The 24,146-nt window shown below is 66.6% G+C and carries 26 protein-coding genes and 2 other RNA genes; 12 read left to right on the top strand and 16 right to left on the bottom strand.

Features of this window, described 5'->3' with window-relative positions; all coding sequences use genetic code 11:
- The first annotated feature begins 93 nt into the window (after positions 1-93).
- A complete protein-coding gene (gene ypfJ, locus A9D14_RS02055) occupies positions 94-951 on the top strand; it encodes a KPN_02809 family neutral zinc metallopeptidase (RefSeq protein WP_066847935.1) in 858 nt (285 codons plus the stop codon).
- 237 nt (positions 952-1,188) lie between these two features.
- On the opposite strand, the gene A9D14_RS02050 is transcribed toward ypfJ, so the two are convergent.
- Entirely contained in the window at positions 1,189-2,880 is a 1,692-nt protein-coding gene (locus tag A9D14_RS02050; protein WP_083987539.1) for a M56 family metallopeptidase, read from the bottom strand.
- Positions 2,877-3,260: a BlaI/MecI/CopY family transcriptional regulator gene (locus A9D14_RS02045; protein WP_066842516.1), complete on the bottom strand. Its 384-nt coding sequence runs from the start codon at positions 3,258-3,260 to the stop codon at positions 2,877-2,879. Before A9D14_RS02045 ends, A9D14_RS02050 begins: the two co-directional genes overlap by 4 nt.
- A gap of 174 nt (positions 3,261-3,434) precedes the next feature.
- Here A9D14_RS02045 and A9D14_RS02040 point away from each other — a divergent pair, with 174 nt between their 5' ends.
- Positions 3,435-4,148: a peptidylprolyl isomerase gene (locus A9D14_RS02040; RefSeq protein WP_066842514.1), complete on the top strand. Its 714-nt coding sequence runs from the start codon at positions 3,435-3,437 to the stop codon at positions 4,146-4,148.
- Here the strand turns inward: A9D14_RS02040 and A9D14_RS02035 are convergent.
- Both A9D14_RS02035 and recN read right to left on the bottom strand, forming a co-directional pair.
- A complete protein-coding gene (locus tag A9D14_RS02035) occupies positions 4,145-5,215 on the bottom strand; it encodes an AI-2E family transporter (protein ID WP_066842513.1) in 1,071 nt (356 codons plus the stop codon). The two genes, A9D14_RS02040 and A9D14_RS02035, sit on opposite strands and share 4 nt — an antisense overlap.
- A gap of 4 nt (positions 5,216-5,219) precedes the next feature.
- Entirely contained in the window at positions 5,220-6,920 is a 1,701-nt protein-coding gene (recN, locus tag A9D14_RS02030; protein ID WP_066842511.1) for a DNA repair protein RecN, read from the bottom strand.
- Positions 6,921-7,180: 260 nt separating this feature from the next.
- Here recN and A9D14_RS02025 point away from each other — a divergent pair, with 260 nt between their 5' ends.
- From A9D14_RS02025 to A9D14_RS02015, 3 genes are all read left to right on the top strand, one after another.
- Positions 7,181-8,107 (top strand): UDP-2,3-diacylglucosamine diphosphatase, encoded by a 927-nt coding sequence (locus A9D14_RS02025; protein WP_066842509.1) that lies wholly within the window; start codon positions 7,181-7,183, stop codon positions 8,105-8,107.
- Positions 8,108-8,148: 41 nt separating this feature from the next.
- The gene (locus A9D14_RS02020) at positions 8,149-9,222 is read left to right on the top strand and encodes a glycosyltransferase family 4 protein (RefSeq protein WP_066842507.1); all 1,074 of its coding nucleotides are present in this window, start codon (positions 8,149-8,151) and stop codon (positions 9,220-9,222) included.
- 145 nt (positions 9,223-9,367) lie between these two features.
- On the top strand, positions 9,368-9,823 hold the full coding sequence (locus A9D14_RS02015; RefSeq protein WP_332459777.1) for a PRC-barrel domain-containing protein: 456 nt from the start codon (positions 9,368-9,370) through the stop codon (positions 9,821-9,823).
- A 27-nt stretch (positions 9,824-9,850) separates the two neighbouring features.
- Here the strand turns inward: A9D14_RS02015 and A9D14_RS19270 are convergent, their stop codons facing one another.
- Entirely contained in the window at positions 9,851-10,018 is a 168-nt protein-coding gene (locus A9D14_RS19270) for a hypothetical protein (RefSeq protein ID WP_157668107.1), read from the bottom strand.
- A gap of 346 nt (positions 10,019-10,364) precedes the next feature.
- Between A9D14_RS19270 and A9D14_RS02010 the strand changes: the two genes are divergently transcribed.
- Positions 10,365-11,531, top strand: a complete 1,167-nt coding sequence (locus A9D14_RS02010; protein ID WP_066847919.1) for a pyridoxal phosphate-dependent aminotransferase — start codon at positions 10,365-10,367, stop codon at positions 11,529-11,531.
- A gap of 86 nt (positions 11,532-11,617) precedes the next feature.
- Here A9D14_RS02010 and A9D14_RS02005 read toward each other — a convergent pair whose 3' ends face one another.
- The 7 genes from A9D14_RS02005 to A9D14_RS01980 form a co-directional block, all read right to left on the bottom strand.
- On the bottom strand, positions 11,618-12,442 hold the full coding sequence (locus tag A9D14_RS02005) for a class I SAM-dependent methyltransferase (protein ID WP_066842505.1): 825 nt from the start codon (positions 12,440-12,442) through the stop codon (positions 11,618-11,620).
- A gap of 85 nt (positions 12,443-12,527) precedes the next feature.
- Positions 12,528-12,683 (bottom strand): hypothetical protein, encoded by a 156-nt coding sequence (locus A9D14_RS19265; RefSeq protein ID WP_157668106.1) that lies wholly within the window; start codon positions 12,681-12,683, stop codon positions 12,528-12,530.
- A gap of 45 nt (positions 12,684-12,728) precedes the next feature.
- Positions 12,729-13,265: an NUDIX hydrolase gene (locus A9D14_RS02000; RefSeq protein ID WP_066842503.1), complete on the bottom strand. Its 537-nt coding sequence runs from the start codon at positions 13,263-13,265 to the stop codon at positions 12,729-12,731.
- A 22-nt stretch (positions 13,266-13,287) separates the two neighbouring features.
- Positions 13,288-13,986: a TPM domain-containing protein gene (locus tag A9D14_RS01995; RefSeq protein ID WP_066842501.1), complete on the bottom strand. Its 699-nt coding sequence runs from the start codon at positions 13,984-13,986 to the stop codon at positions 13,288-13,290.
- A 2-nt stretch (positions 13,987-13,988) separates the two neighbouring features.
- On the bottom strand, positions 13,989-14,777 hold the full coding sequence (locus tag A9D14_RS01990) for a TPM domain-containing protein (RefSeq protein ID WP_066842499.1): 789 nt from the start codon (positions 14,775-14,777) through the stop codon (positions 13,989-13,991).
- Complete coding sequence (locus A9D14_RS01985) at positions 14,774-15,358, bottom strand: TPM domain-containing protein (protein WP_066842497.1); 585 nt, start codon at positions 15,356-15,358, stop codon at positions 14,774-14,776. The genes A9D14_RS01990 and A9D14_RS01985 overlap by 4 nt, the downstream gene beginning before the upstream one ends.
- A 10-nt stretch (positions 15,359-15,368) precedes the next feature.
- A complete protein-coding gene (locus tag A9D14_RS01980; protein WP_066842495.1) occupies positions 15,369-15,968 on the bottom strand; it encodes a LemA family protein in 600 nt (199 codons plus the stop codon).
- Between the two features lie 283 nt (positions 15,969-16,251).
- On the opposite strand from A9D14_RS01980, the gene mscL reads away from it, so the two are divergent.
- The 3 genes from mscL (at position 16,252) to A9D14_RS19260 (ending at position 17,644) form a co-directional block, all read left to right on the top strand.
- A complete protein-coding gene (gene mscL / locus A9D14_RS01975) occupies positions 16,252-16,719 on the top strand; it encodes a large conductance mechanosensitive channel protein MscL (RefSeq protein ID WP_066842493.1) in 468 nt (155 codons plus the stop codon).
- 45 nt (positions 16,720-16,764) lie between these two features.
- Positions 16,765-17,109, top strand: a transfer-messenger RNA (tmRNA) gene (gene ssrA, locus A9D14_RS01970).
- A gap of 247 nt (positions 17,110-17,356) precedes the next feature.
- Positions 17,357-17,644, top strand: coding sequence for a hypothetical protein (locus A9D14_RS19260; protein WP_157668105.1), 288 nt, complete (start codon positions 17,357-17,359; stop codon positions 17,642-17,644).
- 99 nt (positions 17,645-17,743) lie between these two features.
- On the opposite strand, the gene A9D14_RS01965 is transcribed toward A9D14_RS19260, so the two are convergent.
- Together A9D14_RS01965 and mgtE are read right to left on the bottom strand one after the other, a co-directional pair.
- Positions 17,744-18,136 carry a DUF1489 family protein gene (locus A9D14_RS01965; RefSeq protein ID WP_066842492.1) on the bottom strand — a complete coding sequence of 131 codons (393 nt, stop codon included), beginning with the start codon at positions 18,134-18,136 and terminating at the stop codon, positions 17,744-17,746.
- A gap of 39 nt (positions 18,137-18,175) precedes the next feature.
- Complete coding sequence (gene mgtE / locus A9D14_RS01960) at positions 18,176-19,651, bottom strand: magnesium transporter (RefSeq protein WP_083987537.1); 1,476 nt, start codon at positions 19,649-19,651, stop codon at positions 18,176-18,178.
- Positions 19,652-19,912: 261 nt separating this feature from the next.
- Here mgtE and A9D14_RS01955 point away from each other — a divergent pair, with 261 nt between their 5' ends.
- The 3 genes from A9D14_RS01955 to A9D14_RS01945 all read left to right on the top strand — a co-directional run bounded on the left by A9D14_RS01955 (position 19,913) and on the right by A9D14_RS01945 (position 22,618).
- Positions 19,913-20,377: a peptidylprolyl isomerase gene (locus A9D14_RS01955; RefSeq protein WP_066842490.1), complete on the top strand. Its 465-nt coding sequence runs from the start codon at positions 19,913-19,915 to the stop codon at positions 20,375-20,377.
- 424 nt (positions 20,378-20,801) lie between these two features.
- Positions 20,802-22,073 (top strand): ferritin family protein, encoded by a 1,272-nt coding sequence (locus A9D14_RS01950; protein ID WP_066842488.1) that lies wholly within the window; start codon positions 20,802-20,804, stop codon positions 22,071-22,073.
- Complete coding sequence (locus A9D14_RS01945; protein ID WP_066842486.1) at positions 22,070-22,618, top strand: DUF4142 domain-containing protein; 549 nt, start codon at positions 22,070-22,072, stop codon at positions 22,616-22,618. Before A9D14_RS01950 ends, A9D14_RS01945 begins: the two co-directional genes overlap by 4 nt.
- A gap of 355 nt (positions 22,619-22,973) precedes the next feature.
- Here A9D14_RS01945 and rnpB read toward each other — a convergent pair.
- Positions 22,974-23,428: RNase P RNA component class A (gene rnpB / locus A9D14_RS01940), an RNA gene on the bottom strand.
- A 47-nt stretch (positions 23,429-23,475) separates the two neighbouring features.
- A complete protein-coding gene (locus A9D14_RS01935; RefSeq protein ID WP_083987966.1) occupies positions 23,476-24,111 on the bottom strand; it encodes an N-acetylmuramoyl-L-alanine amidase in 636 nt (211 codons plus the stop codon).
- Positions 24,112-24,146: the final 35 nt, after the last annotated feature.

The following is a 24,146-nucleotide window of genomic DNA, read 5'->3' as shown; positions in this document are numbered from 1 at the left end:
TCAGCCTCCATTATGGTTTGTAGTCGATCAGGAACTTGACGTGCGCGGGCGAATCACGCCCGGCATGTGTGGCAGATCATCAGGGGGGCGACGATGCGGCTCAACGACATTTCCCGCAATATCAGGGTGCGCGACCAGCGCGGCGCGGGCGGCGGCGGGGGCCTTGGCGGCGGCGGTGGCAAGCTGGGCTGCGGCGCGGTGGTGCTGGCGATCGCGGGCTATTTCATCTTCGGGCTGGACCCGATGGCCACGCTGGGCATGGTCGATTCGGTCGATTCCAGCGCCCCGGTGCAGACCGGCGGCCAGACGCTGGAGGAAAGCTGCAGCGTCAACGAATACAGCCGCGAAAGCTGCGCCGCGCTGTCCTCGCTTGACCAGACATGGCAGCCGCTGTTCCAGGATGCGGGCATCGACTTCGCGCGCCCGACGCTCAATTTCTACGACCGTCAGGGCCGCTCGGGCTGCGGCGCGGCGCAGAGCGCGATGGGGCCGTTCTATTGCCCGAGCGACCAGGGCATCTACATTGACACCAGCTTCTACGACCAGCTCGACCAGCAGCTGGGCGCGGGCGGCGATTTCGCGCGTGCCTATGTGATGGCGCATGAATATGGCCACCACGTCCAGAACCTGACCGGACAGGCCGGACAGGTGCGCCAGTTGCAGCAGCAGAACCCCGGCGCGGCCAACCGCATCCAGGTCGCGATGGAGCTGCAGGCCGATTGCTATGCGGGCGTGTGGGCCGCCAAGAATAGCGAGCTGATGGAACCCGGCGACCTGGAGGAAGGCATGACCGCCGCCTCCTCGATCGGCGACGACGCGCTGACGCAGGGCCGCGTCAGCCCCGACAATTTCACCCACGGCACCAGCGCCCAGCGCCAGGAATGGCTGCAACGCGGCCTGCGCACCGGTGACGAGGACCAGTGCGACACCTTCTCGGCCCTGCTGGGCTGACGGGCGCCGGCTGATGGGTGCCAGGCTGATGGGTGGGGGCGCGGGAAGGAACTGACTTCCGCGCCCTGCCGCCCAGCCCGCTGCTCCGCCGGGCGGGCGAGATCGATGCCTGCCGTGCAGGGTCGCCCGGAATCGCGGTTTCCCCGGCCGTCTGCCTGCAGGGAATGGCGGGCGGCGGACCGGTGACTACCTGAACCCCGCCCCGGCCGCGCGTAATGGGAATACGAACCCTTCGACCTATTCCGCCATGTCGCGGCGAAGCTCGGCCAGTTCGGCGTCCAGATCGGCCAGCACCTCAGCGCGCACATCGGCCGACATCGCCGCGCTCGAGGCGATCGCCACCCGCGCGCCTTCGATCCCCGCGATGGCCGCGTGCATGGCGCTGCGCTCGATCGCGCGCTCGTCGATCACATGCTCCTGCACGACGCGGCTCCTGCCGTCGTTTCCGACCTGGCTGACGCGGATCGTGCGCAGCTTGCCGTCGGCGGAGGTGAATTCCTGCACCTGCGGCGCGGCGGCGGCGGCTCGCATCGCCTCGCGCGCGGCCCGGCGAATGTCGACGCGGGAACGCTCCAGCTCGGCGGCGGCGCGTTCCAGTTCGCGCTCGACATGGGCGCGCTCGGAGCGGCTCATATCCGTGTCGCGGCGCACCATGCGGATCTCTTCACGAAGCTGGGCCTGTTCCCGCACCATTTCGGCATCTTCCTCTTCCAGCTCGCGCTGCTCCTCGAAGATCCAGCTGTGCGGGTCGCCCGAATGGACGCCGTGCTCGGGCGGCAGCGGGGGTTCGGGCGGCAGCGGCGGCTCGGGCGCAAAGGGCGCCGCGGGGGGCAGCGGCGGCTGCGGCACGGCGGGCACCGCGGCCGGCACGGAAGGCGGCGCGGGCACGTCGACCTGCCCCTCGGCATAGGAGATCGATGCGGTCAGCGGCAAAGCGACGCAGGCTCCGGCGCCGATCAGCATGATACCGGTACGGCGGCGCAGGCGGGAGGGGGACATGGTCAGGCTCCTGAGACGATGGACGATGGCTTTCTCGCCCAGCAGGGGCCCGATCTCCCGAAATCCGGCCATGGGGGCTGCAAGGGCAAGGTTCTGCTCACGCGCAGAGGCGGCGATCACCGATCCGTAATGCGCGCGAATGGCGACGTCGCGCCCTCCGTCGGCATGCGAATCCATGACGCGCGCATCGCACGCGGCTTCCTGGTCCCGCCGCATCGCGCGCCAGCCCAGCCACGCGATCGGATTGAACCAGTGCAGCGCCAGCAAGGGCTGGGCGGCAATATTGGCGAGCAGATCGTGCCCGCGGTGATGCGCGATCTCATGCGCGATGGCGAGGTCGCGGCCCGCGCTGTCGAGGTCGGCCATGAAGCCGGTCGGCATCGCGATAACCTTGTCCAGCACGCCGAATGCGACGGGCGCGGCAACGGCATCGGTCTCGACCAGGCGGATGTCTTCCCATTCGCCCACCGGTCGCGCGCCCTTCAGCAGCATGCGGCGCATGCGGTGATAGGACGACCAGCGCCATGCCAGGAACGCCAGCGCCACCGCCAGCCAGACGAACACCAGCGATCCGACCAGCACATCAGGCGCGATCAGCGACGGCGCGGGATCGCCCATGGCGGCCAGATCGGCCTGCGGCAGCACCGGCGGGGTCTTGTCTGCGAACAGCGGGACGTTTGCCGCAACCGGCGCCGCATCTACGGCGGGCACCTCGGCGGGCCGCATCCACGCCGGCAGCACCAGCGGCGGCATGACCAGCCGTGCCAGCGGCAAGGCCCACAGCGCATAGGCCGCGCGCGGCCCGAACCAGTGCGCCACCGGCCGGCGCAGCAGCAGCGCGGCGGCGATCAGCACCCCGGTTCCGATCAGCGTGTCGGCGGCGTAATCCAGAAGGGCGATGTCCCCAGTCATTCCCGTTGGCGTCATCATTTCCTGAGCTCCCTCAGCAGTCCCTCGATCTCGGTCAGGTCGCGCTCGCTCAGCGCCTCGGCTTCGGCCAGATGCGCGAACAGGCTGGCCGCGCGCCCGCCGAACAGGCGGTCCAGCAGGCGGCGCGATTCGCTGCCCAGAAAGGCCTCGCGCCCGATCAGCGGCGAATAGAGGAAACGGCGGCCATCGGGCTCGGTCGCGATGGCGTTCTTGGCGACCAGCCGCGACAGCAGCGTCTTGACCGTGGCCAAGCTCCAGCCCTTTTCCTCGTCCACGCGCTCGGCCACTTGCGATGCGGTCAGCGGCTCGCCCGCCTCCCACAGCGCTTCCAGCACCGATTGCTCGGCTTCGGAAATGCGGTCGGCGGCGGCATCTGGCATGAATCGTTCCCGTGTCTCGAATTGCGACTACAGATGTAGACGATACGACTACAGCTGTAAACGGCAAGGGCCCAGCAACCATGTCGCCGGTCGAGCGGTCTATATCGTTCGTCGGCCAGCAGCCGATGCCATGACCGCTTGCACCCCCGCCCCGGCAGCGCAATACTCGCGCGCATGACCCGCATGCTCTCCCTTGCCGCCGCCCTGTTCCTGGCCCTACCCGCCGCCGCGCAGCCCGCCGCCGACCAGCCGATCCCCACCCCCGCCGCCGCCGCGGCACAGGACACGCCGCAGGCGCCGACCGCCAGCGACACGACCGTCGCGCCGCGCACGCAGCTTGTGGCCATAGAAACGTCGCTGGGCACCATCACCGTCGCGCTCGAGGTCGAACGCGCGCCGGTCACTGCCGCCAATTTCCTGCGCTATGCCACGGAAAAGCGCTTCGACGGGGCGGAATTCTACCGCGCCATGCGCCTCGACTGGGGCGAGCAGCCCAACGGGCTGATCCAGGGCGGCGCGCAGGGCTATCCCGACCGTGTGCTGCCGCCGATCGCGCACGAACCGACCGACCAGACCGGCATCGAACACACGCGCGGCACCCTGTCGATGGCCATGCTGGAGCCGGGCAGCGCCACCGGCGACTGGTCCATCCTGCTGTCCGACATGCCGGGCCTCGATGCCGATCCCGACAATCCGGATCCGGCCCGCCGCGCAGGCTATGCCGCGTTCGGCCACGTGGTCGACGGGATGGACGTGGTGGAAGCGATCTGGAACGCCCCGCTCGACCCCGACAGGGGAGAGGGCTGGATGAAGGGCCAGATGCTGGCGCAACCGGTGAAAATGACCGCCGTGCGCCCGGTCGAAAGCCCGGAAAACCCGGCTGACTAGCCCTCTGCCAGCCCGCGCTGTTCGCGCAGGATCGCCCAGCCGGTGATGAACAGCCCGGCGGCCACCGGGCCGACCACGATGCCGGTGATTCCCAGCACACCGATCCCGCCCAAAGTGGTGACCAGGATCACCCAGTCGGGCAGCCCGGTATCGCGCCCGACCAGTATCGGCCGCAGCGCATTGTCGGCCATGCCGATCACCAGCACGCCCGAACCGATCACCACCAGCCCCTGCCAGATCGCGCCCGTCGCCAACAGATAGATCGCCGCCGGCACCCACACGATGGCCGTCCCCACCGCGGGCAACAGCGAGAAGATCGCCATCAAAAGGCCGAACAGCAGCGCGGCGGGCAGGCCCACGATCCAGAAGGTGATCGCACCCAGCGCGCCCTGCACCAGCCCGACCACGATCGATCCCTTGATCGTCGCGCGCGTGACCGACACGAAGCTTTCCACCAGACGCTCGGCGATGGAAGGCTTCATCGGCAGGCTGGTCTGCACCGCCGCGGTCAGCTCCTCCCCATCGCGCAGCATGAAGAAGGCGGCATACAGTCCCACCGCAAAGGACAACGCAAAGCCCAGCACCCCGCCGCCGATCTCAAGCGCCTTGCTGGCGATCAGGCCGACGCTTTCCTGCAGCAGTTCCAGCGCCCGCTGCTGCAGGACGTAGAAATCGCCATATCCCGAATTGTCGACCATCACCTGCAGCCGCGCTGGCAATGCGTCATAGCCCCAGCGGAAATACTGGCTGGCATCCAGCTGCTCTTCCTGGATCGCCAGATAGATGCCGGTGGCCTGGTCGACGATCATCGTGCCGATGATCATCAGCGGGATGACGACCGCGACCGTGATGACCAGCAGGGTCAGCGCCGCCGCGCGGTTGCGCCGCCCGCCCATGTTGCGCAGCACCCGGCGATACAGCGGCTGGAACATGATCGCCGCCAGCATCGCCCAGAACAGCGCGGTCAGGAACGGCCAGGCGATGAAGCCCAGCAGCACGGTGATGGCCAGCAGGAACAGCAGGAAGCCGCCATGCTCGATCCGGGTCCTGCGGCTCTGCTCGTCCATCGCGCTATACACCTTCCAGCAGGCGCTCGGCCTGTGCCCGTGCCTCGGGCGTGATTTCCGCGCCCGACAGCATGCGGGCGATTTCCTCGATCCTCTGTCCGGCGTCCAGCATGCGGACCGAGGTGCGCGTGACCGTGCCCTCGCTCGATTTCGCGATCATGTAGTGGCTGCCGCCGCGCGCCGCGACTTGCGGGCTGTGGGTGACGGCCAGCAATTGTCCCGCGGCGCTTCCGTTGCCTTTGCCGCTTGCTGAGGAGCCATTCGCCAGCCGCGCCAGCCGGTCGCCGATCGCGCTGGCGACCGCGCCGCCGACGCCGCGGTCGATCTCGTCGAAGATGATGACCGCCGCGCCGCCCTCCTCGGCCAGCGCGACCTTCAGCGCCAGGATGAAGCGCGACAATTCGCCGCCAGAGGCGATCTTGGTCAGCGGCGCATAGGGCGCACCCGGATTGGTCGCGATCAGGAATTCCACCCCGTCCATGCCGTGCGGGCCCCAGCGTTCCTCGGGCAGGCGCTGGACCGCGGTGCGGAACTTCGCGGCATCCAGCTTCAGCGGCGCCAGTTCCGCCGCGACCGCCTTGTCCAGCCTGCGCGCGGCCTCGACCCGCGCGGCAGACAAGGTCTCTGCCTCGGCGTGGTAATGCGCGCCCGCGTCGAACGCCTTGCGCTCCAGCGCGGCGATGCGTTCGCCCGAATGGGTGATCGCGTCCAGCGCCTCGCGCATCGCCTCCAGCTTCGCGGGCAGCGCATCGACCTCGACATCGTGCTTGCGGGCGGCGGCGCGCAGGTCGAACAGGCGGCGCTCGGTCTCGTCCAGAACCTGCGGATCGAAGGCCAGCGCCTCGTTCGCGCGGGTCAGCGCTTCCTCCGCCTCGCCCCCCTCGATCAGCGCGCGGTCAAGCGCGGCCAGCGCCTCGCCCAGCGCGGGGTGATCCTCGGCAATGCGGTCGAGCTTTCTCGCGGCGGAGCGCAATTGCGCCAGCGGCCCGTCGGACCCTGCGAACACATGCCCCAGGTCGGACAGATCGTCGGCCAGCCGCTCGCCCTTCTGCATGTCGGCGCGGGCCAGCGCGAGTTCCTCCTCCTCGCCCGGCACGGGAGCCAGCTTCTCAAGCTCCTCGACATGCGCGGTCAACAGCTCTTCCTCCGCCTGCGCGTCGGCGGCGATGCGCTTCGCTTCGGCCAGCGCATCCTCGGCCTTGCGCCATGCAGCCCACGCCTCGGCGACGCGGCTTTCGTCCATCCCGGCGTAGCGGGTCAGAAGTTCGCGGTGGCCGCGCGGGTTCACCAACCCGCGGTCGTCGTGCTGCCCGTGCAATTCGACCAGCGCGGGCGCAAGCGAGCGCAGCACCGCCACCCCCACCGGCTGCCCGTTGACGAAGGCCTTGGATCCGCCATCCACCTTTACCTGCCGGCGCAGCAGCAACGGTTCGCCCGGCTCGATCTCGACGCCCGCATCCTCCAGCGCCTCGGCCAGCAGCGGGGGCATGGCGGCGAATTCGAATGTCGCGGTGACGCTGGCCTTGTCCTCGCCGCTGCGCACCAACGATGTTTCCGCCCGGTTGCCCAGCACCAGCCCCAGCGCGTCGAGCAGGATCGACTTGCCCGCCCCCGTCTCGCCCGTCAGCACGCCGAGCCCCGCACGGAAGTCGAGGTCGAGCGCCTCTATCAGGACGATATTGCGGATCTGCAGGCTGGTCAGCATGGTCGAGGCGATAGATGGACCCTCGGCGCGGATTTCACCACAGCCTCCCCAGCCCGCTCACAATATGCCCCCAGCTTTTCCACAGCTTTACCCCGCTTCCCGTCACAACGCTGTCACACCGTCGCCGAACCGAAACAACGCGCGGGCATGACGAGGTTGATAGAGAGGAAATGACATCTGGCGCAAGCGCGCGCAGCCGCGCTGACTTGGCCCGAAAGAACCAACGAACGAACGCACGAACGAACGATAGGGGACCGGACATGCGGAAGTCGATTTTCACGCATCTTGGCGCGGACAGCGCCATCGCCGCGCCGGGCATGCTGCCCGACTGGCTGGACCGCCCCGAACCGCGCGGCTTTCGCCCCAAGCGCCGCTATCGCACCGTCTATATCTCCGACGTCCATCTCGGCACGCCGGGCTGCAACGCCGAACTGCTGATCGACTTCCTGTCGGGGGTGGAGTGCGAGACGCTGTACCTGGTCGGCGACATCGTCGACGGCTGGCGGCTGAAGAAGGGCTGGTACTGGCCCGACGCCCATAACGAGGTGGTGCGCCGCATATTGAAGATGGCGCATCGCGGCACCCGCGTGATCCTGGTCGCGGGCAACCATGACGAGATGCTGCGAAGCTATGCCGGCATGCATTTCGGCGGGGTCGAGATCGCGAACGAGGTGATCCACACCACCGCCGACGGCCGCCGCCTGATGGTGGTCCACGGCGATGCGTTCGACGGGGTGGTGCTCTATGCCCGCTGGCTCGCCTTTGCGGGGGACCAGGCCTATGCGCTGCTGCTGAAGTCGAACATCTGGCTCAACCGCGTGCGCCGCCTGCTCAAGCTGCCCTACTGGTCGCTGTCGGCCTATCTGAAGCACCGCGTGAAGAACGTCGTCCAGTTCGTCTGCGATTACGAGGAAGCGGTCGCCCATGCCGCGCGCGAACGCGGGGTCGACGGGGTGGTGTGCGGCCATATCCACTGCGCCGAGATCCGCCAGATCGGCGACGTCACCTATTACAACGACGGCGACTGGGTCGAAAGCTGCACCGCGCTGGTCGAGGATTTCGACGGCGCCATGCGGATCATCGACCACGCCGCCGACATGCGCGACCGCGAGAGGATCTCTCGCCAGGCGCAGCAGGACCCGCCGCTGCCCGAACCGGTCCCCGCCGCCGAACCCGCGGCGGCCTGACGGTGGCAGATCGCGCCCCGCCCGCCCCGCCTGCCACCCCGATGCCCCGGCGCATCCTGCTGGCCACCGATGCGTGGGTCCCGCAGGTCAATGGGGTGGTTCGCACGCTGCAGGAAACGATCGCCCGGCTGCGGGCGCGCGGCCATGTCGTCGGACTGGTCACCCCCGACCTGTTCGTGAACATGCCGATGCCGTTCTATGGCGAGATCCGGCTGGCGATGGCGCCCGGCGCGCGCGCCGCCCGCCTGATCGAGGCTTTTCGCCCCGACCTTGTCCACATCGTCACCGAAGGCCCGATCGGCTGGGCCGCGCGGCGCTGGTGCCGGCGGAACGCGATGCCCTTCACCACCGCGTTCCACACGCGCTTTCCCGACTATGCCGCCGTCCGCACCGGACTTTCGGCAGAGCGCTTCTGGCCGATCATGCGGCATTTCCACGCCCCCTCGCGCGCGGTGCTGGCCGCCACGCCCAGCCTGCGCGCCGAACTGGCCGCGCGCGGCATCGGACCGGTCGCGCCGTGGTCGCGCGGGATCGATTCCGACCTGTTCCATGCCGCCGCCGCGCCCGATCCGCGGCTGCGCGCGCTGCCCGGCCCGGTGCTGCTCTATGTCGGCCGGCTCGCGCCCGAAAAGGGTCTGGACGACTTTCTCGGCTCGCGCCATGCGGGCACGCGCGTGGTGGTTGGCGACGGTCCCGCCCTCGCCGGCCTGAAGGCGCGCTACCCGGCCGCCGTGTTCACCGGCAGGCTGACCGGACCGGATCTCGCCAGCGCCTATGCCGCCGCCGATTGCTTCGTCTTTCCCAGCCGGTCCGACACGTTCGGGCTGGTCATGGTCGAGGCGCTGGCCTGCGGCGTGCCGGTCGCGGGCTATCCGGTGCAGGGGCCCATCGACATCGTCGGCCCCCGCGGCCGGGGCGGAGAGAGCCAGCTTTCCCGCACCATCGGCGCGGTGGACGACGATCTCGACACCGCCATCGCCCATGCGCTGCTTGCCAGCCGGGCCGATTGCGCCGCCTATGGCGCCAGCTTCAGCTGGGACGCGGCGACCGACCAGTTCGTCGCCGCACTCGGCGCAGTGCTGGAGGACGGGCGATCCTCTCCGCTCGCCGCCTGAAAACCGGCGAATATAGATGCGATTTCCCGGAACCGGACGCGCCGTGGGCGACTTTCTTCCATAGAGGATGACGCCGCGCGAGCCGGCCGAGCAATCTCTCGACCCAAGGCGCCATCATCTTCACCCACAACAAGGGAGAATGACCATGGCCGATACCGCAGAACGCAACAGCACCACCCGCACCGGCACTGGCCGTACCGATACTGGCCGCAGCCGCTCCGTGCGCGAGCTGGTGGATTCCGGACACATGATGGAGCGCGACGAGGGCAAGGACCTGATCGCGTCCGACCGCGTGGAAGGCACCGCCGTCTATCGCCCCGATGGCGAGAAGATCGGCAAGATCAACCATTTCATGGTCGGCAAGCGCAATGGCCGCGTCGAATATGCGGTGTTGAGCTTCGGCGGCTTCCTGGGCCTGGGCGCGGAACACCGCCCCGTGCCGTGGGAAGCGCTGGACTACGACACTGCGCTCGAAGGCTATGTGCTTTCCGCCGAAGAGGACACGCTGAAGGCCAGCCCGACGATCCGCGACAATGAACGCCCCGACTGGGACCGCGCCTATGCCGCGCAGATCTATGGCTATTGGGGCGTGCCCTACTGATCGGTTCCCGCGATCGACGCCGCCCGCCTAGACGGGCGGCGTCATCACGCCGATGACGAAGCCGATCGTGCCCGCGCCGAATACCGCGGCGCTGCCGACCTGCGACGCCATGCGCATGTTGCGGCTGCGGAAATTCGGCAGGAACAGCAGCAAGGCCAGGCCGATGGCCATGAAGATCGCGCCCAACTGACTCATCTCGCTTCCCCCGGATCGGCGGCCCCGCCCCCATGGCGAGCCTGACGCCGGGGGCGAAGACTGCTGCCCGCCAGCTTTACGAAAGACTGATATTCATTATGAACGGGCAGGGTTTACGCGGCCGCTTCAAGTAAAGCGGCAACCGAATATGACGTCCGGGTTCACGAACCGATGGACAATTCCTCCCTTATTTGATGAACTCCCCTTCGCATAGCGCAGCAGGGGGTTTCGGGCGGTCGTGGCCGCATGCCCTGACATGCTGCAAAGCGGGGGAACGGTGCAGGCGTTTGCGATCACCACAAGGGGCCCGGCCATGCTGTCCGACGATTACGCTGACGAATACCAGATGCCGCACGCAACGCTGCCCGCCGACACGCGCGAGGAACTGGGCGGGCGCGGCTTCAACCGCCGCCAGGTCGGCCGCATCGCGATGATCCTGGGCGGCGGCACGGCAATGGCCAGCTTCGGCCGCCCCGCCCTTGCCCAGCAATCCGGCCCTGCCGCGGTGGGCGCGGTGCGGATCGCGTCGAACGAATGCTGGACCGGCCCCTTTGCCGAGGGCGCCGCCGCCGCCGCGATGGCGGTGAAGGAAGGCAATCGCTACGAACCCGACAACGATCACGCCCGCCTCGCCGCCACGGTGGCCGGGGTCGAGGGCGTGCCGCAGGACCACATCCTTTCCTGGCCCGGCTCCAGCGATCCGCTCAACCGCGTGGTCGTCAGCTTCTGCTCGCCCGAACGCGGGCTGGTGACCGCCGATCCCAGCTATGAGCAGGCGTGGCGCACCAGCCAGTGGCTGGGGGTTCCGCTGCAGCGCGTGCCGCTGACCGCCGACCACCGCCACGACGTGCGCGCGATGCTGGCCGCCGATCCGAACGCGGGGCTCTATTACATCTGCTCGCCCAACAACCCCACCGGCACGCTGACCCCGCTGGCCGATATCGTCTGGCTGGCGGAGAACAAGCCGAAGGACGCCGTGCTGGTGGTGGACGAGGCCTATATCCACTTCGCCGACACGCCCAGCGCCGCCGGCCTTGCCGCCAGCCGCGACGACGTGATCGTGCTGCGCACCTTTTCCAAGATGTTCGGCATGGCGGGGATGCGGCTGGGGCTGACCTTCGCCAATCCCGCGCTGTATGACCGGATGATGCGCTATGACGGTCAGCAGGTGACCTTCATGGTGCCGATGACCGCGGTCGCCTGCGGCACCGCCTGCCTGCCGCTGGCCGGCAAGATCGCCGCCCGCCGTGCCGAGATGGTCGCGGTGCGCGAGGAGACCCTGGCCCACATGCAGGCGCGCGGCATCCCGACGATCGCGTCGCACGCGAACATGTTCATGGCCGACTGGGGCACGCTGGGGACCCCCGCCGACATGCAGGCAAAGTTCATGGAGCATAACGTGCAGATCGGCCGGTCATGGGACGCATTGCCGACGATGAGCCGGATCACGGTCGGCTCCGCCGCCGACATGCAGGCGTTCCGGCTGGCGCTCGACCGGATCCTGATGGGCTGATCCGGATCCTGATGGGCTGAGCCGAATACTGCTTGGGGGGGGGGGCGGCGCGCCGCCGCGACGAACGGCGGCGCGCCCTTGCCCGATCAGCCGCGCTTCCTGAACAGCAGCGTCATGCGGTCGCTCTCGCCAATGGCGGCGCGCGCCGTGCGGGTCGCCTCGTCCTCGGCACCGCTATAGCTGGGCGGCAGCGACCAGACGCCGCCTTCCCAATTGGCCGGGTCCTTGGCATTGGCGTTGATCTCGCTCGCCCCGACCAGTTCGAAGCCGTGCTGCCCGACCATGTCGATCACGTCCTGCTGGCGCAGATAGCCCTTGGACCCGTCGACATAGGCGTCGGGCGCATCGGCGCGGGCGCGGTGCTGGACGATGCCCAGCATGCCGTCGTCCTTCAGCAGGTCGTGGATACGGTCCAGCTCCGCCCCGGCGCTGCCCCAGCGCTTCATGTTGTGCATCTCGCGAAAGATCAGCGCGCGGTCGACCGTGCCGTCATGCGCGTCGGTCAGATCGCCGGTGGTCATGTTGTCGACCTTCGCGCCCGACAGGTTCCATGCGGGGCTTTGCTCGGCGAAACGCGGCACCATCTTCGACGTATAGTCCTTGCCGCCCTGGTCGGTGATCAGCGCCGGATCGGGGTTCAGCCCGATATAATGCCCGTCCGCGCCCAGATAGGGCACCAGCACGCGGGTATACCACCCGCCCGAGGGCATGAAGTCGGCCACCGTCATCCCCGGCTCGACCTGGAAGAAGGCCAGGGTTTCGGCGGGGTGGCGATACTGGTCGCGGGCGCGGTCGTCGGCGCGGTTGTCCTGCGCCAGCGCGGCTTCCATCGCCGGATTGGCGTGATGGTCGGCAAGCACGGCGGCAGGGGTGGCCAATGCCATGGCGGCAACAAGCAGCTTCAAGCGCATGATTCTCTCCTGATGGGATCGTTGCGCGACTTTAGGCGATGCGCGCGGCCTGCCAATGAAAAAAGGCGGGACGTTCGCGCCCGGATCAGCCGCGTGCCGATGCCGGGACGCGCACGGTCGACAGCTCGGCAATGGCGGTGAACAGGCCGAATTCCCACGCCGCCCATGCCAGCGCCGCCACTAGCAGCACCGCCGCCAGCTTGGCCATCGCACTCGTCCGGTATCGTCCCCGCTTCGCCATGCCCCCGCTATGCCGCCAGCGGGCGGCGGGCGAAAGCGAAAACCGCTAGTCTTGCAGCAATCCTGCGCCCAGCAGCAGCAGCAGCTTGACGTCCACCGCCTTGCCATCGGCGCGCGCACCGGCGACGAAGCGCTCGATGTCGGACAGCGGCACGCGGTGGACGATGATGTCCTCGCCCTCGACGCCGCCGCCCTCGCCCGTTTTCGTCAGCCCGCGCGCCTTCACCAGCGTGAAGCTCTCGCTCACCATGCCGGGCGAGGACCAGAATTCGCCCGCATCCTCCAGCACGGCCGCGCGATAGCCGGTTTCCTCTTCCAGCTCGCGGCCCGCGGCGGCCAGCGGATCCTCGTCCGGGCCGCTGTCGTCGTCGCCGATCAGTCCGGCGGGCAGCTCGATGCAGTTCTTGCCCAGCGGCACGCGATATTGCTCGACCAGCAGCACGTGGCCGTCCTCCACCGCCAGCACCACCGCCGCCCGGATCGACCGCGCGCGCGACACATATTCCCAGCGCCCCCGCTGCTTCGCGACGATCCATCTGCCTTCCCAGGCGATGCGTTCGGGTGCGTCCCGGTCTGCGGTCATGCTTGTCCTTTGGCGTCGGGTATCAGAGTTCGATCAGGCGATCGGGAATCTCGTTCTGATCGTCATGGGCGCGCGGGAAATGTTCGGCCAGAACCTTGCCGACATGCTCCACGCCCGACACCATGGCGGCCGCGGTGCGCCCTTCCTTCAGCTCGCCCAGCATGTCGATCATCGCCTCGCCCCAGACCTCGTCGGGCACCTTGTGGGCGATGGCGGCATCGGCGACGATCTCGGCCCGGTGCTCGCGCATCGACAGATAGATCAGGATACCGGTGCGGCCATGGGTGCGCCGCTCGGCCCCCACCTTGAAGAAGGATACCGCGCGGTCGTGCGCGCGTCTTGTCTTGATGCGTCCGGGCACCAGGATCAGCCGGAACGGCCACCACGCCAGCACGATCATCGCCGCGGCAAACTGGAACGCGGCGAACAGCCCCGCCATCCAGAACAGCTCGGCAGGGGTGTGTTCGGCGCCCCAGTTGCCCGTCAGCCGGTCCCACAGGCCGATATAGAACTCGGCATTGATCGCCAGCGCCGCCAGCCCGACCAGCGAGGCCGCCGCCGCCCAGCACAATGCGACATCGAGATAATCGTCCGACTTCTCGGTCAGGATCGTCACGATCTCGCCCGAGGTGTGCTGCTCCGCCGCGCTGACCGCTGCGGTGACGCGGCGATGATCCTCCTCGCCCAGATAGACGGTCCTGGGTGTGCCGAAACCTGCCATGATTACCAGCCCCCGCTCGCGCCGCCGCCGCCGAAGCCGCCGCCGCCGCCCGAAAAACCGCCGCCGAAGCCTCCGCCCATGCCGCCGCCGGACCCGCCGCCAAAGCCGCCGCCGCCCCAGATGATCACCGGCGCGCCGCCGCGATAGCGATGCCCGCCGCGCAGGCCCCGCAGCAGCGGAATGATGAAGAAGAACAGGAAGACGAGCAGGAAGATCACCTCGAAGATGCCGATCCCGTCGCCCTCGCGCGCCTGCGCCGCTTCCTCGTTGGCGGCGGCGGCGACCTGCGCGGCCTGTTCGGGCGGCAGTTCCAGCTGCTGTATGATCGCGTCGGTGCCCGCCGCGATCCCGCCCGGCATGTCGCCCTGCTTGAAGCGCGGCAGGATCTCGCGGTTGATGACCAGGAACGACAGCCCGTCGGTCAGGATCGGCTCGAGCCCATAGCCCACCTCGATCCGCACCTTGCGTTCGTTGGGCGCGACGATCAGCAGCGCGCCGTCGTCGCTCTCCTCGCTGCCGATGCCCCATGTGCGGCCCAGCTGATAGCCATAGCTTTCGATGTCATAGCCCTGCAGGTCAGGCACGGTCGCGACCACCAGCTGGCGAGCGGTGCGCGCCTCGAACGCCTGCAGCTTCTGCGCCAGCGCGGCTTCCTCGGCAGGGGGGATGATGCCCGCCGCATCGACGACGCGGCCCGTCAGCTCGGGAAACTCCTGCGCCATCGCGTCGCGGGACCCCAGGGGCGCAAGCAAGGCGGCCGCAAGCCAGATCAGGACAGGCAAAAATCTCATGTCTCGTTCGGAGCCGCCGCTTTCGCCAGCAGATCCTCGATCCCTTCCATTCCGGTCATCATCGCCGCTTCGAATTCGCCCTGTCGGGCCAGCGGCTTCATCCGCTCGATGATCGCCTGCCGCTCCGCGTCGGTGGGGCGGATCGGCAGATCGTGCCCGGTCGACACGCCCACCAGCGAATCGCCCGGCGACACGAACACGATCGCCGCGTCATTCTGCCCCGTCGCACGTTCCCAGCCGCCATGGAACCGGCTTGCGAAACGATCGAAGTCCTCGCCGCGCAATCCGCGCGTCGTCAGCACCACGAAACGCGCCCCGCTGCGCGCGCGCGCCTGGTCCACGGCGGCGGACAGGCGCCGCGCCTCGTCCGCCTCGAACAGGCCGATCGGGTCGATCACCCGCTCCACCTCCTGCGCATAGGCCGAGGCGCCGCCCGCCTCCTCCGCGCCGTCGGCATCGTCGCCGACATAGCGGAACGCCCCGCCGCTCCACGGCAGGATGAAACCCGCGGTCAGCACGAAGGCCAGCGCGAACCAGCGCCAGTGCCGCAGCGGGTGCCGCAAGATGTCGCCGGCCGGCACGGCGCCTGCGTCAGAGCATCTCGCCCAGGTCGGGCGCCTGCTCGGCATCGGGGGTCACCGCCTCGAACGGCACCATCGGCTCGGCGCCATGCACCAGCTTGGCGCCGATGATCGACGGGAAGGTGCGGATCGTGGTGTTATACTCGCGCACCGCCTCGTTATAATCGCGCACCGCGATATTGATCCGGTTCTCGCTGCCTTCGACCTGGCTCTGCAGCATCTGGTAATTGGTGATCGACTGAAGCTGGGGATAGGCCTCGAAATTGGCGAGCAGCCGGCCCAGCCCCTGCGACAGCTGGCCCTGCGCCTGCGCATATTGCTGCATTACCTCGGGGTTATCCAGGTCGTCGGCACTGACCTGGATGCTGGTCGCGCGGCTGCGCGCCTCGATCACGTCGGTCAGGATCCCGCGCTCCTGCTCGCTCGCGCTGCTGGCGACCGATGCAAGATTGGGCAGCAATTGCGCGCGCCGGTCATAGGCGTTCTGCACGTCGGCCCAGCGGGCCTTGGCCTCTTCCTCGGCAGTGGGCACGGAATTGATGCCGCAGGCGGCGAGCATGCCAAGAAGCAGCCCCGCGACAAGCAGGCGGATGAGTCTGGAATTGGCCATGGCGGTCGGCTCTCCTCTGTTCGGCGGGGCCCGCGCGGACGTGCGGTCCCTGTCTTGCCGATAATATAGCGTCTCGTCGCTACTATAGGGTGCCCGGCCCGCTCAACAAGAGCGGACGAACCGGCAAAATCGCATTGCCGCATCGCGATTGCCCGTTACATCTGCGCGCCTGAACGACTAACGGGGCCGCCGACTAACGGGGGCCGCCGACTGACGGGGGCTGCTGACGAACGGGGCCGGCTGACGAAAGGCGCTGGCCGATAAAAAGGGGAAATGCTGCTTCATGCTCATGGAATTCAAGAAGTTCATCGCCCGCGGCAACGTGCTCGACCTGGCGGTGGGCGTCGTCATCGGCGCGGCCTTCGGCAAGATCACCACCTCGCTGACCGAGAATGTCATCATGCCGCTGCTGGGCTGGATCTTCGGCACGATCGACTGGTCGAACCATTTCCTCGTGCTTGGCGGCATCCCGGCGGACTACACCGGCGACACCGCCGACTTCGCCGCCTTGAAAGAGGCGGGCGTGCCGGTCATCGGCTACGGCGACCTCATCACCCAGGTCGTGAACTTCCTGCTGATCGCCTTCGCCCTGTTCCTGCTGGTGCGCAGCGCCAACCGGGTGATGGAGGAAATCGAGGAAAAGATGGTCAAGGCCGAGAACACCAAGGAAGAACCGTCTGTGCCCACCGATCCGCAGCTCGACGTGCTCAAGGAAATCCGCGACCAGCTGAAGGCGTCGGCTAAAATCTGACGCCGCCTGTCCGCCGGGAAGGAACGCGCGGCAAATTTCGCGCGCTCACTTCACATTAATTTACAGATCGCTATATGGGTCCTGCCGGTTTCGACCGGCTATGGCGATAAATTGCGGTGTGCAATAGGCACAGCGGACCCGGGGGCAGTACCCGGCGGCTCCACCAAACCCCCTGTTATCGAGGGCTTGGTATAGGGGGCCGAACCAGGATCGACGTGTGTTGAAAGGCACTGTTTTCGCCCGGGCTGAGTAACCCGTTAAAGGCTCAAAAACCCACAAGTGCCAACGATAACGAAGCACTCGCTCTCGCTGCGTAATTCTAGGGGCTAACGCCCTGACGTTACAAAGCTAAAGCGCGGTTGGACCCACCGGGCAACAGAAGGGATTCCGGGCGTCCGGGGGTACGTAGCAACAGAAACCCCCACCTTTCCCCCGACATTGTCGACAAGATCGCGCGGTCGGATCGGGCACGGCGCGACGGTAGGCACTCAAATGCGCGAGGCCGATCGATTGCCGACTTGTCGGCTCGCGCCATGCCGTTGACTGGCGCCCGCGGCTTTGCCGCGATCCTGCGCAAAAGCCGTCATTCCGGATACGACCGATTGCGGACGTTCGAGGACGAGTGCATTCTACCCGCATGAAAATGCACCTGACACATGCGATGCGATTATCGCTCTGGTTGCTTTTTGTAGTAGCCTCACTCGTTGCAACCTTCTGGGTAGCGCTAGTTGTAGTGTCGGGGTTCGAAATTTGGCTCAATGAGTCGAACGCTTCATGTTTGAGCCTTCAACTGACGCCTTTGCTTTTCCCAGCCGGGCTGTTTTTCGCGCTGAAGAAATCCAAGTGCAGCCCAAACTTGATCGCCACATTTTTTGTTGTTTCGTGGGGTATCGCTGCTGCAGCATCTGGGTTCTTCAATTCCTAGTGACGAGTATCGCCTTCCCACCCCATTCCTGTAGTCCGGCCAATTCCGACCGCCCCCCGACAACCGCCACATATTTCCGACCGCACCCGATCGCCGCGCCTAGACCAGCCCCAGCTTGGTCAACTGTCCCAGCAGCCTGCCGGGCAGCACGTCGCCTGCCTCTTCTCCCTCAGCCAGATCGGCGGGGGCGTCCTCGTCCTTCAGATAGCGCCAGCCCTGGTGCGCGCGCCGCGGGCGGGTCTGAACGCGGATCAGCTTCGGCTCCAGGTGGATCCACCAGCGGCCGTTGTCCTGCTGCTCGAAGCCGGTGATCGGGCTGCGCGCCACCAGCGCATGTTCGTGGATCCAGTAGAGCGAGCCGCCCTCCAGCTCCTCCACCCGCTTGGGGCAATAGCGCGTGTTCAGCGACAGGCGCGGGCGATTGGCGAACCAGCCTTCGATATCGTCATAGCTCTGTGCGCCGAACGCGATCTTGGTCAGATGAAGGGGCATCGGACCCAAGATAGGTACCCGGCGCGGCTACTCAAGAATTCAGCCGACCAGCCCCGATGCCACGGCAAGGCCGAGGAACGCGAAGAAGCCCATCGAATCGGTGATCATCGTCACGAAGACCGAGGACGCGACCGCCGGGTCCTGGTCCAGCCGGTCGAAGATCACCGGCACCAGCACGCCTGCCATGCCCGCCGTGATGATGTTCAGCACGACCGCCGCCGCAATCACCACGCCCAGCATCGGGGTGAAGATCGCCGCCGTCGCCGCGCCGATCAGCGCCGCGACGGTGATGCCGTTCAGCAGCGCAACCCGCATCTCGCGCCAGATCACGCGGCTGGTGTTCGACCGCGTCAGCTGGTTCATCGCCAATGCGCGGACTGACACCGCCATGGTCTGCGTGCCCGCATTGCCGCCGATGCTGGCGACGACGGGCATCAGGATCGCCAGCGCCACCAGCTGCTCGATCGCCGCGCCGAACGCTGCGATGATCAGCGAGGCGACCAGCGCCGTGCCCAGGTTCGCGATCAGCCAGCGCACGCGCTGCGAATAGGACGTGCGGATCGGCTCGTTGATGTCGCCTTCGCCCGCGCCCGACAGCAGCAGCGTATCCTCGCCCGCTTCTTCCTGGATGATATGCGCGACGTCGTCGGCGGTGATTTGGCCAATGAGCCGCCCCGCCTTGTCCACCACCGCCGCGGAAATCAGCGCGTATTTCTGGAAGCGCAGCGCGACCTCTTCCTGGTCCAGGTCGGCGGGGATCAGCGTCTGGTCGCGCTTCATCACGTCGGCGATGGCGACCCCGCGCGGCGTGCGCAGGATCCACGACAGCTGCACCGAACCGACCGGGCGATGGGTGGGATCGACGACGAAGACCTCCCAGAACTCGGTGGTGAGGTCCGCATTCTCGCGCATGTAATCGATCAGATCGCCGATGCTGATATGCTCGGGCACCGCAACCAGGTCGCGCTGCATCAGGCGGCCCGCCGATTCCTCGGGGAAGGACAGCGCGCTTTCGATCGCGGCGCGGTCTTCGGGACCCATCTCTGCCAGGACGGCGGCCTGGTCGCTGGCGTCCAGATCCTCGATCAGCGCGACGGCGTCGTCGGTTTCCAGCTGTTCGGCAATGCCGGCGACCGCATCGGGCGGCAGCGATTCCAGCAGGTCGTCGCGAACGTAGTCGTTCATTTCCGAAATGACTTCGCCGCTCATCAGATCGGCGATGCCGCGGGCGAGGGCCGGGCGGTCCTCTCGCGGCAGGATTTCGAAAAGATCGGCGATGTCGGCAGGATGGAGCGGTTCGACCAGGTCGCGGACGTCGGTCTCGGCGTCCTCCTGCAGCGCCTCGCGCACCGCCTCGACGAATTCGGGCTTCAGCCGGTCATCCTCGTCCAGCCGCTCGGCGCGCGCTTCCTCGGCCTCGCTCACGCGATCGGCGTCCTCCGCCGCGATGATATCCTCCAGCGTCGCCCGGTCGGCGTCATGCTCGCTGGCAGGATTGAGATCGTCGCGGTCCATCACCGCCGGTGTCTAGAATGCTGCACCGCGAAATCAACCGGGAAACGCGGCTCTCTCCCCCCGCCGCCGCCGATGTGGACAGGCTGTGGACAGATCCGGGGAACGCCGGGTGGAGAAGCGCGGCAAAAGCCTGTGGACTGGCGGGCAGCGCCTGTGGACGGCGTTGTTGCGCGGCGCGGGCGTGACATATCGCGGCGATTGCCTATATGCGTCTGCGACCCGCAGGAACGCCCCGCCGACAGGGGCGACAAAGGAGATTTCATGTCCGAGGATAAACTCACCCTCACGCTCGATACCGGCAATGGCGAAGGCGGCGACGTCGTGATCAAGCTGCGTCCCGACCTGGCCCCCGGCCATGTGGAGCGCATCAAGGAACTGGCCGGCGAAGGCTTCTACGACGGCGTGAAGTTCCACCGCGTCATCCCCGGCTTCATGGCGCAGGGCGGCTGTCCGAACGGCACCGGCATGGGCGGTTCGGACAAGCCCGACCTGAAGGCCGAGTTCAACGACCACCCGCACACGCGCGGCGTCTGCTCGATGGCGCGCACATCCGCGCCCAACAGCGCCAATTCGCAGTTCTTCATCTGCTTCGACGACGCCCGTTTCCTGGACCGCCAGTACACCGTCTGGGGTGAGGTCGAGGAAGGCATGGACCACGTCGACGCGCTGCCCAAGGGCGAGCCGCCGGCAAACCCGGGCAAGATCGTGAAGGCCACGGTTTCGTAAGCCTGACGTTCAGCGATGTATGAGGGAGGGGCGCCTGTTGGGTGAACCTTTTTTTTTGCGAGATGTGTCGTGAGTGGATGGGGTCGGCTGTTGGCTATTTCGGTCTAGACGCGGACGTTCCGCTACCGACCGATTGCGGACGTTCAGGCGGCGAGGGCTGTGCGGCTATTACCGTGCTGGTTCAAGCCGTGACTGCGATTTCTAGACCGCAGCGGTTGTGAAGAGCCATGACGGCAACGCACCCCCGTATTTTGAAAGGCGTTTCCGCCGACGAGCACGCCATCGAAGCGCTCCGCAAGATTCCTGAAATAGGCTTCTAACATCTTATATATCACTACAGAAAAACAAGAATCTGGGGAACATTCTTTCTTGCGCGCCTTTAGAGCTGAACATTCCGCCGTCCCGAAACCGCAGGAGAAGCAGCATGGCTTTCAACCCGCTCACGGAAAAAGGCATTCCCATGGATCGCCAGTTCCGATCATGGTCGGAGCTAGCAGGAGATACTTACGACACGAATGAGGTTCATCCCTATACCCGTTGCCGCGTGATCCTGATGAACGGGATCGAGGTCGAGGCGATCATGAATTCCCACAACGCCGCACGCCGCACCGCCGATACCGGGATCAAGCAAATGCTGGCTCTCGTGCGCAAGGCGGAGCAACAGCAGCAGAAGCGGGTGAACTGGCTGATTCCGGGAAGCGAAAGTACCATCGCAAACACCATCGGCTACGAGCAGGTCGCCGTGGACCTGACGAGTTGGATCGCACGGCACGAGCCCGATCCGTATCTGACCCAGGCTTACGAGTTCGGCGTGCTGGAGGATTACGATCACCTCTACCGCTATGCCAATCTGATGGACCTGATGGGCGAGCGGCGGAAGGCGGAGGAAATCACTGGCGACCTCACCGAGATCTTGCCCGGCCGCCCGACCATCTTCCATCACCGCCATCCGCATGACGAACTTCGCCGACCGATGACCGTGCAGGCAGCGGACATCCAGTCGATCCTGAACGCGCTGACCGTGGTCTCGGCCGAACAGCAGACGATGAATTTCTACATGACCGTCGGCAATCGTCCCGAAGATCCGATGGCCCGCGCGCTTTATCTCGAGATCGCGCAGGTCGAGGAGCAGCACGTCACGCATTACGAGTCCATTCTCGACCCGACGACACCTGAATTGCTCAATCTCGTCCTGCACGAGTACAACGAATGCTGGCTCTACTGGTCATGCATGGAGACCGAGACCGATCCCAAGATTCGTCAGGTCTGGGAAACCCATCTCGCCATGGAAATCGAGCATCTGCGGCTCGCTGCCGACATGATGAAGCAAGTGGACGGGCTCGATGCTGCGGACTTCTTCCCCAAGGGGGGCCTCACCGAACCCATGACGTTCGAGCCTAACAAGCAATACGTGCGCGACGTGCTGAATCGCACGCTCGACTGGACGGCTTACGATTCCGAATTCGTGCCGGTCGGCCAGCTGCCCTCCGATCACCGTTTCTTCGATTATCAGCGCAAGGTGAACGCCGGCGGAGTGCCGAGCGAGGACGTGATCAGTCGGCACCGCGAGCAATTCGGCGAAGAATACCGTTTCAACACCGAGGGCGAGCACCCCAATCCTTCGCTGCGCGACAGCGGCACCGCTGAGGATACGCCTTACGAAAAGGCCTGCCAGCTCGCGACGGAGAACGCATGATGACCGACCAGGACCACAAGCATACGGGCCTCCGGCAAACCGCGGACAAGCTTCAGGACACGCTCGGCGGAATGCACGGGCGCGTGAAGGCAAAGACGCTCGGATCGCATTCCGGGGAGGCGTTCGCGAAGAATGCGGCGATCGGCGACATCTACGAAATCACGGCAGCGCGCATGGCGCTCCGCCGGTCGCGGTCGGACAGCGTGCGCGAAGCCGCGCGCAAGATGATCGACGACCATACTACGGCGACCCATCAGCTCCGGTCTGCGTATCGGATGTCCGAAACCGCGGGCCTTCCCGAGCTGCCCACCGAGGTGGACATGCGTCGGCGCAAAATGCTGGAGCATCTAGAGGCAGCACCCGACGAGAAGTTCGATGATACCTATCTCGACCAGCAGGTGCTGGCTCATAAGGAGACGGTTGATCTGATGACCGGTTATGCGAGTTCCGGCGACAACTGGCAGCTGCGCTCCGTTGCTGAAAGCACGGCGCCGGTTGTCCAGCGACATCTGGCAATGATGGAGAAGCTTCACGCAACCCTGTGAACGCGCGGTCTCTCGTTAAGCTGAACTCGCAAGGCAGAATGTCCGCTTTCCGCCCCTTTGCGGCCGTTTAGACTGCTATCGCCTGTTCCTGAAAGCAGTCGTGAACCAGGTTCCGGAATGCCCGCCGTTTTATTGTCCTACACAGGCCGGCTGGCCTAAAGCGCCCGTGCGGGCCTTATCGGCCCGCCCGCTCTTTCACCTTGTCGATTTCTCCCGCCCCCCATGGTGTCAACCGATGGGTATCAGACCCGGCAAATCCGCGGCGTTCGGCAGGGTGACAGCCGTTGTAGGACGTGTCGCCTGTGTCAACCAAAGCATCGTCAACCGAAACGCCGCCGAGCGAACAGCCCGAAAATACGCCGGGGAGCCTGTAAGCCGGGTTCTGTCATGCGGGCGGTATGTAAAACACCAGCCCCGCAAGGGCAGCCATTCATCTAGGCCTTGCGTTGCCGCAAGGCTCAAGCAACCAACCCGGGCGGTCACGGGGCGAAACACCCCTGCCCTGCACCTTTCGGCCGGGCGCGCCGCCCCTATTCGGTCTTGCTCCGGATGGGGTTTGCCATGCGGTCGCCGTTGCCGGTTCCCCGGTGCGCTCTTACCGCACCCTTTCACCCTTGCCTGTGGTCCCCCGTCTTTCGACGTGAAACCCATCGGCGGATTGCTCTCTGTGGCACTGTCCCTCGGCTTCGGACGTGCCGCCCTGACGGACGGCCGTTTCCTCGCCGGGCGGGCGTTACCCGCCATCCTTGTTTCGTGGAGCCCGGACTTTCCTCGTACGGGTTTCCCCGACGCGGCTGCCCGGCTCCCCGACGCAAGCGGGTCATTAGCGGCAAACCGCCCGCTGGCAAGCGGAATGACTAGCGCGTGACGCCCCGGTCGCGGTCCAGCAGCAGCGCGAACAGCATGGCGCGGATCTCGCCGTCGACCTGGCCGTCGACGCATTCGGGCCGGAACCGCCGCTGGAACGCGCGCACCGCCGCATGCCCGTCGGCGATGTCATAGCCGAACCGCTCGAGCGCCAGATAGAACGCGCCGTCGTTCTCGAACGGGTCGCCCAGCTTGATGTCGGGCCGGGGCAGCGCCAGCCGGTGCTTCGCCAGAAACGCCCAGTCGAACAATTCGCCCGGATCCGTCTTGCGCTGCGGGGCCACGTCGGAATGGCCAACGATATTGGCGCGCGGAATGTCGTGCCGCTTCATGATGTCGGCCAGCATGATGCAAAGCGTTTCCATCTGCGGCCCCGTAAACGGTTCATAGCCCCAGGTATGGCCCGGATTGTCCAGCTCGATTCCGATGCTGGACGAGTTCACGTCGGTGTTGCCGCGCCAATAGGAAACACCCGCATGCCAGGCGCGCCGTTCCTCGTCCACCAGCCGCACCAGCTCGCCCTGCCGCGTGATGCAGTAATGCGCGCTGACCGCCGAATCGGGATCGCACATCTTGCCGATGGCATCCTCGACATCGGGCATGTCGGTATAATGCAGCACGACCATGGTGATGGGCGCCGCACGTTCGTTGTGATTGGGCG

It is taken from the genome of Croceicoccus marinus (genome assembly GCF_001661675.2).
GTDB lineage: Bacteria > Pseudomonadota > Alphaproteobacteria > Sphingomonadales > Sphingomonadaceae > Croceicoccus > Croceicoccus marinus.
Note: the sequence above shows the minus strand (reverse complement) of the source record. Positions and strands in the feature narration are given on the sequence as shown.